The organism is Shewanella carassii, assembly GCF_019670705.1.
GTDB lineage: Bacteria > Pseudomonadota > Gammaproteobacteria > Enterobacterales > Shewanellaceae > Shewanella > Shewanella carassii.
In genome coordinates this window covers 3199692-3214772 of record NZ_AP024618.1, presented here as the reverse complement: position 1 = coordinate 3214772, position 15081 = coordinate 3199692, and the positions used below count along the sequence as shown (strand labels likewise).

General features: G+C 52.7%; 14 protein-coding genes. 6 read left to right on the top strand and 8 right to left on the bottom strand.

Going from position 1 to position 15081, the window contains the following annotated elements; translation table 11 throughout:
* The first annotated feature begins 118 nt into the window (after positions 1–118).
* From K5621_RS14560 to K5621_RS14545, 4 genes are all read left to right on the top strand, one after another.
* Positions 119–673 carry a MarR family winged helix-turn-helix transcriptional regulator gene (locus K5621_RS14560; protein ID WP_221049603.1) on the top strand — a complete coding sequence of 185 codons (555 nt, stop codon included), beginning with the start codon at positions 119–121 and terminating at the stop codon, positions 671–673.
* Positions 674–1060: 387 nt separating this feature from the next.
* Positions 1061–1723 (top strand): hypothetical protein, encoded by a 663-nt coding sequence (locus tag K5621_RS14555; protein WP_221049602.1) that lies wholly within the window; start codon positions 1061–1063, stop codon positions 1721–1723.
* A 12-nt stretch (positions 1724–1735) separates the two neighbouring features.
* Positions 1736–2326: a Crp/Fnr family transcriptional regulator gene (locus K5621_RS14550; protein ID WP_221049601.1), complete on the top strand. Its 591-nt coding sequence runs from the start codon at positions 1736–1738 to the stop codon at positions 2324–2326.
* A gap of 60 nt (positions 2327–2386) precedes the next feature.
* A complete protein-coding gene (locus K5621_RS14545) occupies positions 2387–2905 on the top strand; it encodes a YgjV family protein (RefSeq protein ID WP_221049600.1) in 519 nt (172 codons plus the stop codon).
* Here K5621_RS14545 and K5621_RS14540 read toward each other — a convergent pair.
* From K5621_RS14540 to K5621_RS14505, 8 genes are all read right to left on the bottom strand, one after another.
* Entirely contained in the window at positions 2902–3153 is a 252-nt protein-coding gene (locus K5621_RS14540) for a hypothetical protein (RefSeq protein ID WP_221049599.1), read from the bottom strand. The two genes, K5621_RS14545 and K5621_RS14540, sit on opposite strands and share 4 nt — an antisense overlap.
* A complete protein-coding gene (locus K5621_RS14535) occupies positions 3150–3386 on the bottom strand; it encodes a hypothetical protein (protein WP_100145052.1) in 237 nt (78 codons plus the stop codon). Before K5621_RS14535 ends, K5621_RS14540 begins: the two co-directional genes overlap by 4 nt.
* A gap of 100 nt (positions 3387–3486) precedes the next feature.
* Entirely contained in the window at positions 3487–4788 is a 1302-nt protein-coding gene (locus tag K5621_RS14530; RefSeq protein ID WP_221049598.1) for an NAD(P)/FAD-dependent oxidoreductase, read from the bottom strand.
* A gap of 458 nt (positions 4789–5246) precedes the next feature.
* On the bottom strand, positions 5247–5612 hold the full coding sequence (locus K5621_RS14525) for a cytoplasmic protein (RefSeq protein WP_221049597.1): 366 nt from the start codon (positions 5610–5612) through the stop codon (positions 5247–5249).
* A gap of 308 nt (positions 5613–5920) precedes the next feature.
* Positions 5921–7069 (bottom strand): L-threonine dehydrogenase, encoded by a 1149-nt coding sequence (gene yiaY, locus K5621_RS14520; RefSeq protein ID WP_221049596.1) that lies wholly within the window; start codon positions 7067–7069, stop codon positions 5921–5923.
* 354 nt (positions 7070–7423) lie between these two features.
* The gene (ablB, locus tag K5621_RS14515) at positions 7424–8254 is read right to left on the bottom strand and encodes a putative beta-lysine N-acetyltransferase (RefSeq protein ID WP_221049595.1); all 831 of its coding nucleotides are present in this window, start codon (positions 8252–8254) and stop codon (positions 7424–7426) included.
* Entirely contained in the window at positions 8251–9705 is a 1455-nt protein-coding gene (locus tag K5621_RS14510) for a sodium:solute symporter family protein (protein WP_221049594.1), read from the bottom strand. Before K5621_RS14510 ends, ablB begins: the two co-directional genes overlap by 4 nt.
* Before the next feature lie 3 nt (positions 9706–9708).
* Positions 9709–10896: a KamA family radical SAM protein gene (locus K5621_RS14505; protein WP_221049593.1), complete on the bottom strand. Its 1188-nt coding sequence runs from the start codon at positions 10894–10896 to the stop codon at positions 9709–9711.
* Positions 10897–11175: 279 nt separating this feature from the next.
* Here K5621_RS14505 and K5621_RS14500 point away from each other — a divergent pair, with 279 nt between their 5' ends.
* Positions 11176–11688 carry a MarR family winged helix-turn-helix transcriptional regulator gene (locus K5621_RS14500; RefSeq protein WP_100145065.1) on the top strand — a complete coding sequence of 171 codons (513 nt, stop codon included), beginning with the start codon at positions 11176–11178 and terminating at the stop codon, positions 11686–11688.
* A 326-nt stretch (positions 11689–12014) separates the two neighbouring features.
* Positions 12015–15065, top strand: a complete 3051-nt coding sequence (locus K5621_RS14495; RefSeq protein ID WP_221049592.1) for an EAL domain-containing protein — start codon at positions 12015–12017, stop codon at positions 15063–15065.
* Positions 15066–15081 lie beyond the last annotated feature (16 nt).

Here is a 15081-nt window from a genome sequence, read left to right as displayed (position 1 = left end):
TGATTCAGTTAAAAACGCCGCAGAAATCGATTTCTGCGGCGTTTTTGCTTTTCAGGCTTGGGAATAGCCGCTTGCTGACATAATATTCCTTATAAAGAATCTTGTTATAGAGATAGTTATGTCGCAGGAAGAGCTAAAAACACAAACCCACCAGCCACAAGCCCACCAGCCGCAAGCCGCAGCTATCAAGGATGGCGTAGACACCATAGTCAGCCAGTGGTTGGTCGCCGGGGTGACTGACGACCTGCAGCCGATGGAAGTCTTTGGCCGCCTGGCCAGGATCTACAAATATATAGATGCTGAAATCCTCCGTTGCCATAGCGAATTTGGCTTGCGTCAGGGAGAGTTTGATGTGTTGGCAACCTTACGCCGCAGCGGTGAGCCATACACTCTGACTCCGGGGCAATTGCACCAGAGCATGATGCTGACCTCCGGCGCCATGACCAGCCGTTTGGATAAGCTGGAGCAGAAAGGATTCATTTGTCGCAGCCACAGCACCGAAGATCGCCGCGCGGTGAATGTACGATTGACCGCCGAAGGCAAGGCCAAGGTTGAGGCCGCCTTGCCTGCTCATATGGCAACTCAGCAGCAGTTACTCCAGGGGGTATCTGCCAAAGACAGGCAGAAACTGGCTGCGCTGCTCAAGGGCTGGCTGGCAGAGCTCGAATCTTGAGCCATCTGTCTTGGGCAAAGGTAAGCTTCCGTCATTGGCGGAGCTGCGAGGCTCCTTCAGTGCGCGTTTTCTATCATTCAATCTGCAGATCGGGTTGTAAATACCTGAGTTCTCAATCACCAAACCCGAGTTCTCAGCGACTCAGTTGTCTGTTACCGTATTTTATAAACAGATGACATTGAAGCTGGTTGGCTGAAACTCATTGGCAAGTACCTTTGATGGTTAACGCTTCAATCATAGGTTGGCGTTCCAATAGATGTTAAATATTGCATTATTGACTGAACCCGGGCTGACAGGCATTCAGATCCCGGCTGCGGCCACTGGGCTTTGAGGTTAAGGTAGCTCAGTGTGCCGATATGGTTGGGTTTGTTGTTGATAGGATGGATTATGAGACCCTTTGTTCGTGTGGCTGTGGTGTTGGGGCTGGTGTTTTTGGCGGTGATCGCGCTTGGGATCTACAGGTTCAACTTCGCCGAGGACGATCTCTATGTCAGGGAAAACGATATGGTGCGCCCACTGGCTGAATTTGATGGTGGTGCTCAAGGTGTGATGCAGCGGCTGTTCAGTCTGGATACCCGTGAACAGTTCAGGATCCGTTTGCCGGACAGCAACAAGTCAGTCACTCTTACCGGCTTTAAGGAAGAGCAGCATCTGGCGTTTGGCGAATATCAGGATGAAGTGGTTCGTGGGGAGGTATTGCTCGATTACCGTAAGCTGACCCCCCTAAACTTGCCCGGCAATGCCGAATCGATGCAGTTTGTTGTTCCCTTCGCAGTGACAACCCAGGGCTCAGGTGTGTTCTGGTATTTGGGCATGTTTAGATTTGACTATCAAACCGGCGCCATCGCGCATCTGGCCAGCCAGTTTCTCGGCGACCGAATTGAGATTGAAGCCATTACCCCCAAAGAGCCGTTCGACCCGCCTTACAGCGTGACTCTGGCGCTGAAGACCCGCACCCAGGAGCAATCCATGGCCGAAGCGCCGGGTGAGTATGTGGAACGCACTTTCTTTGTGACGCTTACCTCGATTCTGCCGTCTTCTTCCCAATAGGCGCCCGACTGAATGAGCCATGAATCTATGCCTCATCAGGCCGCTTTTCAGGCGCTGACAGACTTTTTCCTTGAGTTGGGGCTTGAACCCAGTGCTTTGGCGCCACTCTTGGATAAGGCTCAGCTGAAAAGTTGTCAGGCAGGTGAGGTGCTGCTGGCACAAGGTGGCAAACAGCAGTCGGGCTTTTTATTGCTCAATGGGGTGTTGCGGGCCAGCCACTATCTGAGTGATGGTCAGCAGCGCTGCAAAGAGTTCTATTTCCCTGGCGAATTTTGCCTGCTTTACAGCAGTTTTCTCAGTGCTGAGCCTGCCCGTTATCAACTTGAGGCACTGGAAAACAGCACTCTGGTGGTCGTGCCCCTGAGCCTGTTTGAGCTTGGCGGGTTTCAGCGCGCCGAGCTTTCATTGCTGCGTGCCCAACTGCGCTACAAGGAGCAGAAAGAAGCTTTTCTATTGCTCAAGTCGCCAGAGCAGCGCTACCTATGGTTAAAAAATCATTGGCCACACTGGATAAGCGCCCTGAGCCAGGTGCAGTTGGCCAACTATATCGGCATCACCCCTGAGAGTCTCAGCCGCATTCGCCGGCGTCTTAACCTAAGTTAATGCCATCGCCTCAATGGCACAGCACAATAGCGGCCGGTTTCAATCTTCCGGGATACTGTGTTGTCCATTTTTGTTATTTCACAGCTGTTGGTCACTCTGGCGCTGTTTAGCGATCTTTTGTCATTCCAGTTGAGGCACAGGCGCGCCGTGCTTGCTTGTCTGGTGGTGTCGGGCCTGCTGAACGCGGCGCATTTTATCTTGCTCGACCACTGGAGCCCGGCCATTTTAATGTTGGTTGCCAGTGTCAGATTCTTTGTCAGTATCTTCACTGTCGACAGACGTCTGATGTGGCTGTTTATGGCCGCTTCGGTCACGGCCGTGGCCCTGAGTTTCAATCAATGGCTCGATCTTTTGAGTCTGGCCGGCAGTTTGTTGCAGACCAGGGCGGCCTTTTGCCGTGATGACAAACGATTAAGGGAGCTGATGTTTTTCGGCAGCGGTTGCTGGCTGCTGAATAACATCCTGTTGGGTTCGCCGATGGCGGTATTGATGGAGTCTGTGTTTATCGGCAGCAATCTGTTGGGATACTACCGTTTCTATCTGCGCCGCAAAGGCTCTGCGCCCGTACAAGGGGGCTAATTCATGCGCGCCTTGCCACCGATAATCTTGAATGCAGGCACGCCGCAGATCAGTGCCTGACGGGCGAAGACCTGGCCGCAGCCGGGGCAGGTACAGGGCGTTTGCGTATGATCTGTGAGGATCCGTTCGACAAAACATTTAACCAAGGCGCCTTTGCCGCCCTTTCGATATTTGAACAGTTTTGCCTTGCAGCCGCAGCAGATGATTTCCACCGTCTGTTGCGGTCCTTTTTTATTGGGCTTACTCACTTGCCCGGCAGTTCGGTTTCCAGCTCAATATCAGTGCAGCCCTTGGGACAGCGGATGCTGGCAAGCTCTGAGGTGGATTTTGCCGGTGGCAAGGTGGCACTCAAGGCTTGTTGGCATTTAGGGCAGGGCACTTTTTTACCGGTCAGCAGTTGTTTGATCAGATTCTTCTGCGCCTTGAAGGACTGGGCGCTGCTTTGGTTGATATTGGAAAAGTCGGCGGATTTAGCTGTCATAGGCAGTATCTGAATTCGTCTGTTACGGGTAAATAAGTCTGCAGCGATTATAGCCTTGCCGGCATGGCAAATAAAAGAGGGGCGCCGGGCGCCCCCTCTATCAATGCAGCTTGAGGTGGGGATGGATTATCCGGGTTATCCCCTTGGCAAACATCAACAGGGTGCCCTTGACCACACCGTGCAGCTCTATCAAATGGCGGCGATAGAGAGAGGTATAGACAAATCTGGCTATCTTGCCTTCGACCATGACGCCTCCGCCAATGAAAGACATGAGGTTGCCGACCGTGTGGAAGCGCGACAGGTTCACCAGTGAACCGAGATCCTTGTAAAGGTACTCTTTCGAGGGAGTCTTGCCGTTGAGCATGGCTATGATGTTATCCGCTGTCATCAAGGCCATCTGCCTGGCGGCCTGGCCCCTTGGCGGCACCCAGCTGCCATCCGGCTGCGGACAAGCGGCACAGTCTCCAATGGCAAAGATATGCTCATCCAGCGTGGTTTGGGCATTGGGTTTGACCAGCAGCTGATGGACATGATTGCTTTCCAGGCCGCCAATGCCGTGGAGAAACTCAGGCGCCTTGACCCCGGTGGACCAGATCACCATATCGCTCGGGATCTCTTCGCCTTCACTGGTAGTCAACGCCTTGGCCGTCACCTGGGTGATACGGGTATTGGTCATCACCCGGACTCCCAGAGTGCTCAGCTCTCTGGCGACTGCCGCCGAGATCTCTTCCTTTTCGACCTTGGGCAGTATTCGTTTGTCGGCTTCAATCAGGGTGACTTCCAACAGGCTGGTATCTATCTTGAAGCCAAAGCCCTTGAGCTGATCCACTGCGTGATGCATTTCGGCCGACATCTCCACCCCGGTGGCACCGGCGCCGACGACGGCGATTTTGATCTTCTCATCCAGCTGTTGATGGCTGGCATAACGCATAAACTTGTTCAGCAAACGCTGGCGGATGGCCATGGCCTGCTCTGTGTTGTCGAGGAAGACGCAGTGTTCCCGCACCCCGGGAATATTGAAGTCGTTGGCGATACTGCCGATGGCAATCACCAGATAGTCATAGTCGATGCGCCGTGATGGCAACAGCTCTTCACCCTTGTCATCACAAATGGGCGCCAGTATCACCTGCTTGGCATGGCGGTCTATGTCCGTCATGGCGCCTTGCTGAAAGTGATAGCCGTGAGCGGCTGCGTGACTGCGGTAACTGATGGCATCGACCCCGACATCCAATGCGCCAGTGGCGACCTCATGGAGCAGGGGTTTCCAGACATGGCTGTCGGCGACATCGATAAGGGTGACTCTGGCCTTGGCCTTGCGGCCCAGTTTATGGCCCAGTTTGGTGGCGATCTCCATACCACCGGCGCCGCCGCCGACGATGACGATATTGGCTAACTCGTGCATTTAATGGCTTTCCTGTTGCAGATTTAAAAACAAATTCTGTTATTCCGGCGGGCGAACTCGGTCGCCCTGGTTTGCATCAACCCCGCAAGGCCTGAATGATTGAGATCTTTAGACTTGGGCCCGCGGTGGAAAGTCTAGCAGTGGCAGGGTTTTCCAACAATTGGCCTAAAAATGGATTATATCTGGGGTAAGTTTGAGTTTTCTTTTATTAGCTTTTGAAAAATAAGGAAATGATTTTCTCAGAAATGATATTATCTATTTGATTTGTGCCGAAGTGGATCGAATAACTGTGAGCTGTCGCCGTTGTTTATGATTGTTATGTGATCTCAAGCAGATTTGGCCGTATCTTTGCTCAGAGTCTTATCTTGCGATAACAAAGAGACTCTCAGAAAAGATACGGCTCTTGGCTCGCTTTCGTTAACGAGTCGAAATGGCTTGGCTTGAACCGGCGCTTAAGTTCAGCTGAGTTTCTCCAGGCGAGTTCGACAATCCTGATAGAGGTGTGCCACTATCTCTTCAACAGAGGTGTCTTTAGTGCACTTGTCCATAAAGACCTTGAGCGTGACTAAGGCATGAGTGCCGGACTTTAATCTTTCGCTGATCATGGCGAAGTAAGCCTCCTCCTTTTCAGCTTTACGCACCACGATATCTTGCGAGCAAAATAACCGATTGCCGGAGTGGGCGTGCCACTTGCTTAGTCGGTCGAGGGCAATTTCCGCCGAGTGATTGATTTCGATGTGATTGCGCCATGTGGCTTCGGCGCTCTGATCCTGATAGTGGGGGCAACGAACAGTGTAATTGATTATCTGAGTAATGGCTGTCATAAGGGATCCTGCCTGGTTGATTCCTGAATTTATCATAGGGGCTGAACTGACAATCGGCCACTGTGACAAGGGTTACAAACGCGGGGGTTTACTCCTTATTGCTTGCTGTTGTTAATCTCATTTAGCCTGCAATCGACAGAAATAAACCGGGGACAGATCCCAATATTTAGCTATTGCCGAATAACCGCTGAAATGCTGAGCTGATGGGCTTGGAAGGTGAATGGAGTACATCTTGGAAATAGCCAAGGCCCGTTCCTTAACGGGCCTTGGCGTATCTGGCACTGACGAATGTCAGATGCAAAAGTGGATTACAACGCGTTGCTGAAAATTTGGCAAATTTCTTCGTGAGTCGCCTGTTTGGGGTTGGTAAAGCCGCAGGCATCTTTCAGAGCATTCTCTGCAAGTACTGGGATATCTTCGGCCTTTACCCCAATTTTGGTCAGGTTTTCAGGGATTTTTACCGCCGCAGCCAATTCTTTTATCGCCTTGATTGCGGCCGCTGCACCCTGCTCATCGTTCATGGTACTAACATCAACACCCATGGCCTTGGCCACATCTTTCAGTCTTGGTGCCGCCACCTGAGCATTGTATTCCTGCACATAAGGCAGCAGGAGTGCGTTACACACGCCATGGGGCAGATCGTAGAAACCACCCAACTGGTGCGCCATGGCATGTACATAACCCAGGCTGGCGTTGTTGAATGCCATCCCGGCGAGGAACTGGGCATAAGCCATCTGTTCACGGGCTTGGATATTGTCGCCATGCTCTACCGCATTGATCAGATTGGCATGAATAAGCTCAATAGCCTTGATGGCGCAGGCGTCAGTGATGGGGTTGGCGGCTGTGGACACATAGGCTTCTACCGCATGAGTCAGGGCATCCATACCGGTTGCCGCGGTCAGGCTGGCAGGTTTTTTCAGCATCAGCTCAGGGTCGTTGACCGAAATGGTCGGGGTAGTGTGCTTGTCGACAATGGCCATCTTAATATGACGGCTTTCATCTGTGATGATGCAGAAGCGGGTCATTTCGCTGGCGGTACCGGCGGTTGTGTTGATGGCCACCAGTGGCAACTGCGGCTTGGCGGACTGATCCACGCCTTCGTAGTCTTTGATTGAGCCACCATTGGCCGCGACTAGGGCAATCCCCTTGGCGCAATCGTGGGGTGAACCGCCGCCCAGGGAGATCACGAAGTCACAGTCGTTGGCGCGCAGCAACTCAAGGCCCGCTTCCACGTTACCAACGGTTGGGTTGGGTTGAACGCCATCGAATACAGTGGCACTAATGCCTGCTTGCCCCAGCTTCTCGGCGATCTGTCCCACCAGACCTATGCTGACCAAAGGCTTGTCTGTCACTATCAGTGCTCGTTTGAATCCCAGAGTTTGGATATCACCGATAGCATCGTCTACAGCGCCCTGACCCAGGACGTTTACTGAAGGGATAAAGAATTTAGCAGCCATAAGTTCACCTGTATATGCTGTTGAAAATGAAATCTGTATCTCTTTCTTGGTGCCAAATTACTAACTTGTTTGGCCAGAAAGTGTGATGTGTCGCCGGATTCGGCGTGAGAAAGAAAGAAAATTAGAACTTAATTGAAACTAAGTGACGTAAGTGCCGTTTTTATGGCACAGATGAAGATAACGCTCTTTCTTCCATGACAGCTGTGGCCTCCACGGGCACCATGATTGCTTGTTAAGGTGCACAAAACCATTAGTCGAAAGCATGGAATTGTTCTGGTTCAACCCGGCATATTGTCGTTATGACTGAACCCTCTCCTTGGAAGTCCGGCCAATTAAGTACCACATAAGTGGTAGCTAAACAAGTAATTTATGCCAGAGGTTCATGCTCTCTATCTGGCCGCCTATTTGGGTATTGAGGTGCAGACGGCCGCCATAGCGGTAATCTGCCGCGGCAAAGGTACGGTTCATACCAACGGAAACGGCTCTGGCTATGGTATAGGCGGTTCGGTAGCCCTGGTGGAGTATTGCTTGCTCCATATGTGCCAACAAGGCTCTGGCGCAGCCCTGTCCGCGTGCCTGTGGCAGAGTGGCGAAATCTGTCATCTCTGCACTGAGACTCTTGGGATCCTTTTCTGCCGAAGCTAGGGCTATCAGTCGCCCTTGCTGGCGGATCCCAAAGTAGTCGACATCACTGGCCATGCTCTGCCGTAAAAATTCCGGATCTTCAATGGGGAAGGGGTAGCTGGGAAACACCTCGCGATAGAGCTTGGCCATCTGTGGTAGGTCCTCTTCGTGGCAGCGACTGACCTCGGCCGCTGAATGGAATTCAGGCTTGATATCCGCCCTGGCGCGCTCCAGCAGGGTATCCAACTCCGGCAGGGTGCGAAACTGCCTGGTTTTGTCCTGGTAGCGGGCGAGAAATACGGCGTCCTGGCCTTGATAAAATCCTGGGATCCTGGCCTCTTCGCTGAAACCATATGCCAAAAATAGGCCTGCCTTGTGCTCAGGTAGCTTGGCGATGATCTTGCCGTAGCCATGTTGCAGCGCCATCGCATTCAGTGCATCCAATAAAGGGCCTGGAGAGGCATTACCAAGGGAGATCAGATAGATGCGATCATTGGCCGGGCCGTGCTGGATGTGGGCGCCGAGTAGGTTTAGTTGCTGATCAAATTGAGCTCGGGTCATGAGTGTGAACTGTCCTGATGCGAGGTGAGCCTGGGCTTGGGAGCTGGTTGGTGAATGATATTGACCAGCACCAACAAACCGGCGGAGACCAAAATGCCATAGATACTGGGATCCAGACCGAGTTTAGCTAAGCCATCCGGCAGCTTGAGCAGCTCTGTCAGTAGAGCCAGCGCCGTGAGTCCACCCCCTAACATGGCGCAAAGTGCCGCCGTGGAGCTGACTCTGGGCCAAAACAGCGCCGCCAGAGTCGGGACAAACAGTCCGGAAACCATAAAGGCATAAGCATAGAGAATGGCATCCAATACCTGCCTGGCCTGACTGGCGAGGTAGATGGCTGCCAGCCCTAACAATAGAGTGGCAATCATCGACAGTCTCAGGGTGTTGTTCCCTCTGGGATCCAGCCCGAGCAGATCTTGGGTCAGGTTGCCGGATGCCGCCATCAGGCAACTGTCTGCGGTGGACATGATGGCGGAAAAGTATGCCGCGATAATCAGCCCGGTAAAGCCCATTGGCAAGAGATCGCGGATCATCGCCGGCACCGCCATTTCACTGTCCATATGTGGCAACATGACTCTGGCGCACATCCCCAATAAAACGCCGGATATCGCCATCAGGGGATATTCAAGCACCCCGGCCAGATACCAGGCGCGCTTGGCCGTGGCGCTATCTTTACAGGCAAACATTCGCTGATAGAGAGTCATGGCAATCAGCCACACAGGTGTGATGGTGAGTAGCCAATTGATGGCCGTGATGGGATCTATGGCGGTCAGTGACATATGGGACGGCGGCAGATTGCGGCTCAGCCCTTGCCAGCCGCCGACCTCCTCCAGGGCGTAGGGCAGGGTAAAGCCAATCAAGCCCAGCAATAAAATGAGCCACTGGACGCTGTCGGTATAGATAACCGCCTTGAGACCCCCAAATACAGTGTAAAGTATGGTGGTTCCGCCTATAACCCAGAGTGCCAACTGCAGCGGCGGCAAGGCATCGAAGCCCTTGGGCAGCAGGGTCGCGGCCGCCAGTTTGGCACCGGCGAGGATCTGTGCGCCGGTAAACCCCAGATAGCCGATACAGGAGATCAAGGCGGCCAACATGGCGACTCTGGCCCCGAATCTGTGCTTGAGCAGATCCGGATAGGTATAAAAGCGCTCGCCCTGCTCCAGACGTTTAACCCTGGGAATAACAAACACAGCAGATAACCAGGCCCCCAGCAAACCGGTAAACAGCAGCCAGCTGCCCGCCAGCCCCATACTGAAGCCGAGACCGGCAAGACCTATGGAAAATCCGCCGCCCACATCAGTGGCGGCAATGGAAAAGCCTACGTGCCTGGCTTGGATGTTGCGGCCACCGAGATAGTAGTCATCGCCGTCACTGTGGCGTTTGAAATGGAAGTACCCAAACCCCAGTAAACCTACGAGGTACGCCAGGAAAATCCCATAATCCAAAGGGTGCATGGATCACTCCTGTAGCAGGAATGATACGTCGGCGCTGCGCCCTTCAAAGTTGGTGGCTATCAGACGCTCACCTTCCGGGCCGGTTTGCCTGCTGACATATTCCGGCTGCACCGGCATTTTACCCAGACCGCCGACGCCATCGACGATAAAGGTGGGAATTGCCGGGCCGGATACCCAGCCGCGGATGCCGTGATAGATTTTCAGCATTCGCTGATAACTGACCTGAAACTTGCTGTTGCCCGGCGCCGGATCCATGGCATAGACGTAATAGGGACGTATGCCTATGGATACCAACTCCATTACCAGTTCCTGCATAGTATCTATGCTGTCGTTGACGCCTTTGATCAGCACGCTCTGGTTGCCGAGCATGATGCCGGTTTCCCTGAGCATGGCGATATGTTTGCTGAATAAGGGGGTGATTTCTCTGGGGTGGTTTACTTGGGTGTTGATCAGTGTGACTCGGTTACGCTTCAGTACCCGGCACAACTCGGGGGTGACCCGGGTAGGAAGCTGCGCCAATAAACGGCTGCCGATACGCAGAATTTTCAGATCCGGTCTGGCCTCTCGGATCATCGACAGAATTTCATCCAGCTTGTCATCTGTGAGCAGCAAAGGATCGCCGCCCGACAGAAGCACGTCCTGTACCTCTGTATGTTGGCGCAGATACTCCACCGAGCGACGGATCCTGTCCATGGAGATCACATTGAGCGGATCGGACACCATGCGTTTGCGGGTGCAGTGGCGGCAATAGGAGCCGCAGATGTTGTGCACCAGAAATAACGCCCGGTTGGGATACCTGTGCACTATCGAGGTGCCTTCGGGCATCATGTCATCTTCCGCCAATTGATCGCCCATTTCATGGGGCGCGACCTCCAACTCATCCTGCTCCGGGACGTACTGCAACCGAATCGGGCAGTTGGGATCATCTTTATCCATTAATTGGGCTATGTAGGGGGTGATCCTGGCGGCAATCACTTCATAAACTTGGTCATCGACGGCGCGAATATTGTTGAATACCTGGGACAGTTGTTTGTCATTCTTAAAGCTCAGCGACAAGGTTTCTCGCCAGGGGCGATTGGCAACATCAAACTGCATCAGCGCTTGATGGCTGGAAAATGGCCGCTTCTCTGTGATGACTTTCAGTGGAATAGGATTTTCTTCGCTCTTGTACTTCAGGCTGGTGGCCGACATGGGGATAGTCCTTTTCTGATAATTAATGCTCAGTAATTGATTTGAGCTCTAATTGTTAGTCCTCTAATGATTGCATTGTGAGGCTTTTGTATCAACAAAAGATGAATGATTTGTTGATTTAAGGTTGCGCTTGTCGGCGGCGGTATTGGGGAAATTCAGCTATTGAGTCGATGGGTTATGAGTTTCCCCGGCTTTTCTGATAAGCTTGCGCCTTTAGGTTATGGGTGATTTCAGTAGCCTTTTTCAAACAAGTGAAACCGTGAGAGTGGGACAGTATCCATGGAAAAGTACGAGCAGTTATTAATCTCGCTGCGCAAAGTGATCCGCGCCATCGACCTGCACTCCAGGCAGCTCAGTAAGCACTCGGGCCTCACCGGACCGCAACTGATGGTGATGCAGAAAATCGCTTCCATGGGATCGCCGCTGGCCAAACAGGTGGCGACCGAGATCAATCTGAGTCCTGCTACCGTCACTACCATCATCGACCGCTTGGAAGCCAAGGGGCTGGTCATACGTCAGCGCAGCCAAACCGATAAGCGCAAGGTACATCTGTTACTGAGTGAGTCCGGGGCGGCATTGCTAGGGCAGGCGCCCAAACCGCTGCAGGAACACTTTATCAAGCGCTATCAGGCGCTCGAGGCCTGGGAGCAAAGTCAGTTATTGTCTGCCGTGGAGCGAATCGCCGCCATGATGGATGCCGAAGAGCTGGATGCCGCCCCCATGTTGTTGGTTGGACAAATTCAGCCAACTGATGAAGCGGAAACCACAACAAGTAAACCAGGGGCAAATTAACTTGGGGCCTGGCTCTTTATCCGGCCGTTGTTAGAGTCAACGAATCAGCTCGCTGGGCGCTTCAAGCGGTTTCGAGAGGAACGGCATCGAGTTCGGGCAGTTCAGTGCCTTCCTGGTTAATCTCGCGCTCTGCAATACAGCGCCTGGCGGTTTGATTAGCGCTGTTGATGTCGATGCCACTAATGTACTAGGTCACCTTATTCGATATTCATCCACTTGATTCGATGTTTGTCTGGGAGAGGGCATAAATTAGTCAGGTTTTTTAAGGTGCTCTGCTACACTGGACGTGTAGATTTCTTCTTTGTTATTCACAGGCTTGGGAATCGATGGAGCAGAGCATTTTCCTTCCGTTAACACAAAATGCTGCATTTTTGCTGGCATTGGTCTTTATTTACGATGCGATACCCAGGCAAAAGCAACAGGAATACTTTTTGTTGTGGCGTGTGTTGGTCGGCATCATTATCGGCGGTATCTGTATCGCGGTGATGCTGACTCCCTGGCATTATGAGCCGGGGATCTTCTTCGACAGTCGTTCAGTACTTTTAAGTATTTCGGGTTTGTTCTTCGGCGGCCTGCCGACGCTGATTGCCTGCGTGATTACCGCTGCTTTTCGCATCTATCTCGGTGGCGGTGCTGTGCTGGTGGGCGTTGGGGTGATCTTCTCCAGCGGCTTGATAGGCCTTCTGTGGCGTAAACGGCGCAAGCAATCCCTCGCCGATATCGGCTATCTGGAGCTGACTAGTTTTTCTCTGTTGGTGCATCTGGTGATGCTGGCCTGGATGTTGCTGCTGCCCTGGGATACCGCCAAAGGCGTTTTGGCCAGTATCAGTCTGCCTGTGTTGACTCTGTTTCCGCTCACCAATGTGTTGTTGGGGCGTTTGCTTTCCAGACGTTTGGAATTGGAGCGTGACAGTCGGGTGCAGTTACAGGATGACTTTCTGTTTCGTTCCCAGTTTCATGTGGGCAACATAGGGATTTCCATCACCTCACCGGATCAACGTTGGCTCAAGATAAATCCCTATCTGTGTCAGATGTTGGGCTATTCAGAACGCGAGTTGTCTCATATGACTTGGGGGGAGTTGACCCACCCCGATGATCTGCCTGCCGATATGGCGCAGTTCCGGCGGATGCTGGATGGGGAGATCGACGAGTATGAGATGGAAAAACGCTTCGTTTCCAAGATGGGGCGTTATGTTTATACCCATATGACAGTGGCCTGTCAGCGTCAGCATAATCAAGTGCAACTGGTGATCGCCGGCTATATCGACATCACCTCGGCCAAGTTGGCAGAACAGGCCATAGCCGCCAGTCGTGAACAACTTGAACTGGTGCTGCAAAGCGGCCAGCTTGGCTTCTGGGATTGGGATCTTGTTAAGGATACTGTGGCCCGTAATGAACGTAGTGCCGAGATCCTCGGTTATTCACTCAAACAGGTGAATGATAATAAGCGGCTGTGGGTTGATGGTATCCATCCTCAAGACAGGGCTTGGGTGCTGCGTTCTTTGGATGAGCATCTGGCGGGGCGAACCGAGCAACACAAGGTGCAGTATCGCTTGATCCGCCCGGACGGTGAACAGCGTTGGGTGCAGGACACCGGCAGAGTGGTTAACCGCGACAAAGAAGGGAAACCACTGCGGGTTTGCGGCGTGCATGTGGATATTACCGAGCAGAAGCAGTTGGAGGAATCGCTTAAGTTGGCAGCTTCTGTCTATGAGAACTCCTGCGAGGCGATGAGCGTATTGGATGAAGCCGGTACCATAATGACAGTCAACTCGGCATTCAGCGCCATCACAGGGTTTCAACCCGAAGATGTGCTGGGTAAAGACATAGAGATACTCAAATGTCACGATCACAGCGACCAGTTTTATCAGGAGTTGGAGCAGGAACTCAGTCAAAAGGGCCGTTGGCAGGGGGAGATGTGGCTTGCCTGTAAAGATGGTCGTAAGATCATGATTTGGTTGACCATCAATACCATTCAAAGTGATGATGGGCAGCTGAGAAGAGTGGCGTTGTTTTCCGATATTACCGACAAAAAACAGAATGAACGCCTCATCTGGCGCCAGGCCAACTATGATGCCCTGACAGGCCTGCCAAACCGGCGCATGTTCACCGAGCAGTTGGGCAATGAAATTCGTAAGGCCAAGCGTCATGACCATGGTTTTGCGTTGCTGTTTCTGGATCTGGATTTCTTCAAAGAGGTCAACGATACCCTGGGGCATGACATGGGTGATCTGTTACTGGTGGAAACCTCGGAGCGGCTGCGGACTTGTGTCCGTGAATCCGATGTGGTCGCCAGACTCGGCGGCGATGAGTTTACCCTTTTGTTATCGGATGTGCAGGATCATAATGGGGTTGAGCGGGTCGCTAATCATATCCTCAGTAGTCTGGCCGAGCCTTTCAAGTTGGGCGATGAGACCGCCTTTATCAGTGCCAGTATCGGCATCACCTTGTTCCCTGAAGATGGCCAGACGGCTGAACTGTTGCTCAAACATGCCGATCAGGCCATGTATGCCGCCAAAGATCAGGGCCGCAATCGCTTCAACTATTTCACCGCCTCGATGCAGGAATACGCCAGATATAGAATGCGGCTTATCCAGGATTTGCGTCAGGCCATGGAGCGGCGTGAGTTTGAACTCAGGTTCCAACCCATAGTCGAGCTGGGCAGCGGTCGGGTGTTCAAGGCCGAAGCCTTGCTGCGTTGGAATCATAGCGAGCGTGGCAGTGTTTCGCCGGCAGAGTTTATCCCTATTGCAGAAGACACTGGGTTGATTTTCGATATCGGCAACTGGGTGTTCGAACAGGCGGCGCGTCAGAGTGCCGCCTGGCGTGAAACCTATGGCCGCGAGGTGCAGATCAGTATCAATAAGTCGCCGATCCAGTTTCGCGATGAAGAAAACAGATTTACAGAATGGTTGGAGTTGCTTGCCAGTCTGGGGGTCTCGGGCTCGGGGATCTGCATCGAAATAACCGAAGGCCTGTTGTTGGATGCCAAAATGGGAGTCAGTGATAAATTGTTGGCCTACCGGGATGCCGGCATTCAGGTGTCTCTGGACGACTTTGGTACAGGCTACTCTTCCCTGGCGTATCTGAAACGATTTGATATTGATTATCTCAAAATAGATCAATCATTTACCAAGAATTTGGAAACAGATGAGAGCAACCTGACCCTCTGTGAGGCTATCATAGTCATGGCGCACAAACTGGGGATGAAGGTGATAGCCGAAGGAGTAGAGACAAGCGGTCAGGCCGAGATCTTGACCCGTATAGGTTGTGACTATGCTCAGGGCTACCTCTACTCCCAGGCGCTGGATACCCAGGCCTTCGAGCAAAAATATCTTGGCAATCATCAGAGCAGCGGCGGTGGAAATGCCAGCTGATAACTTGTGTTTGCGC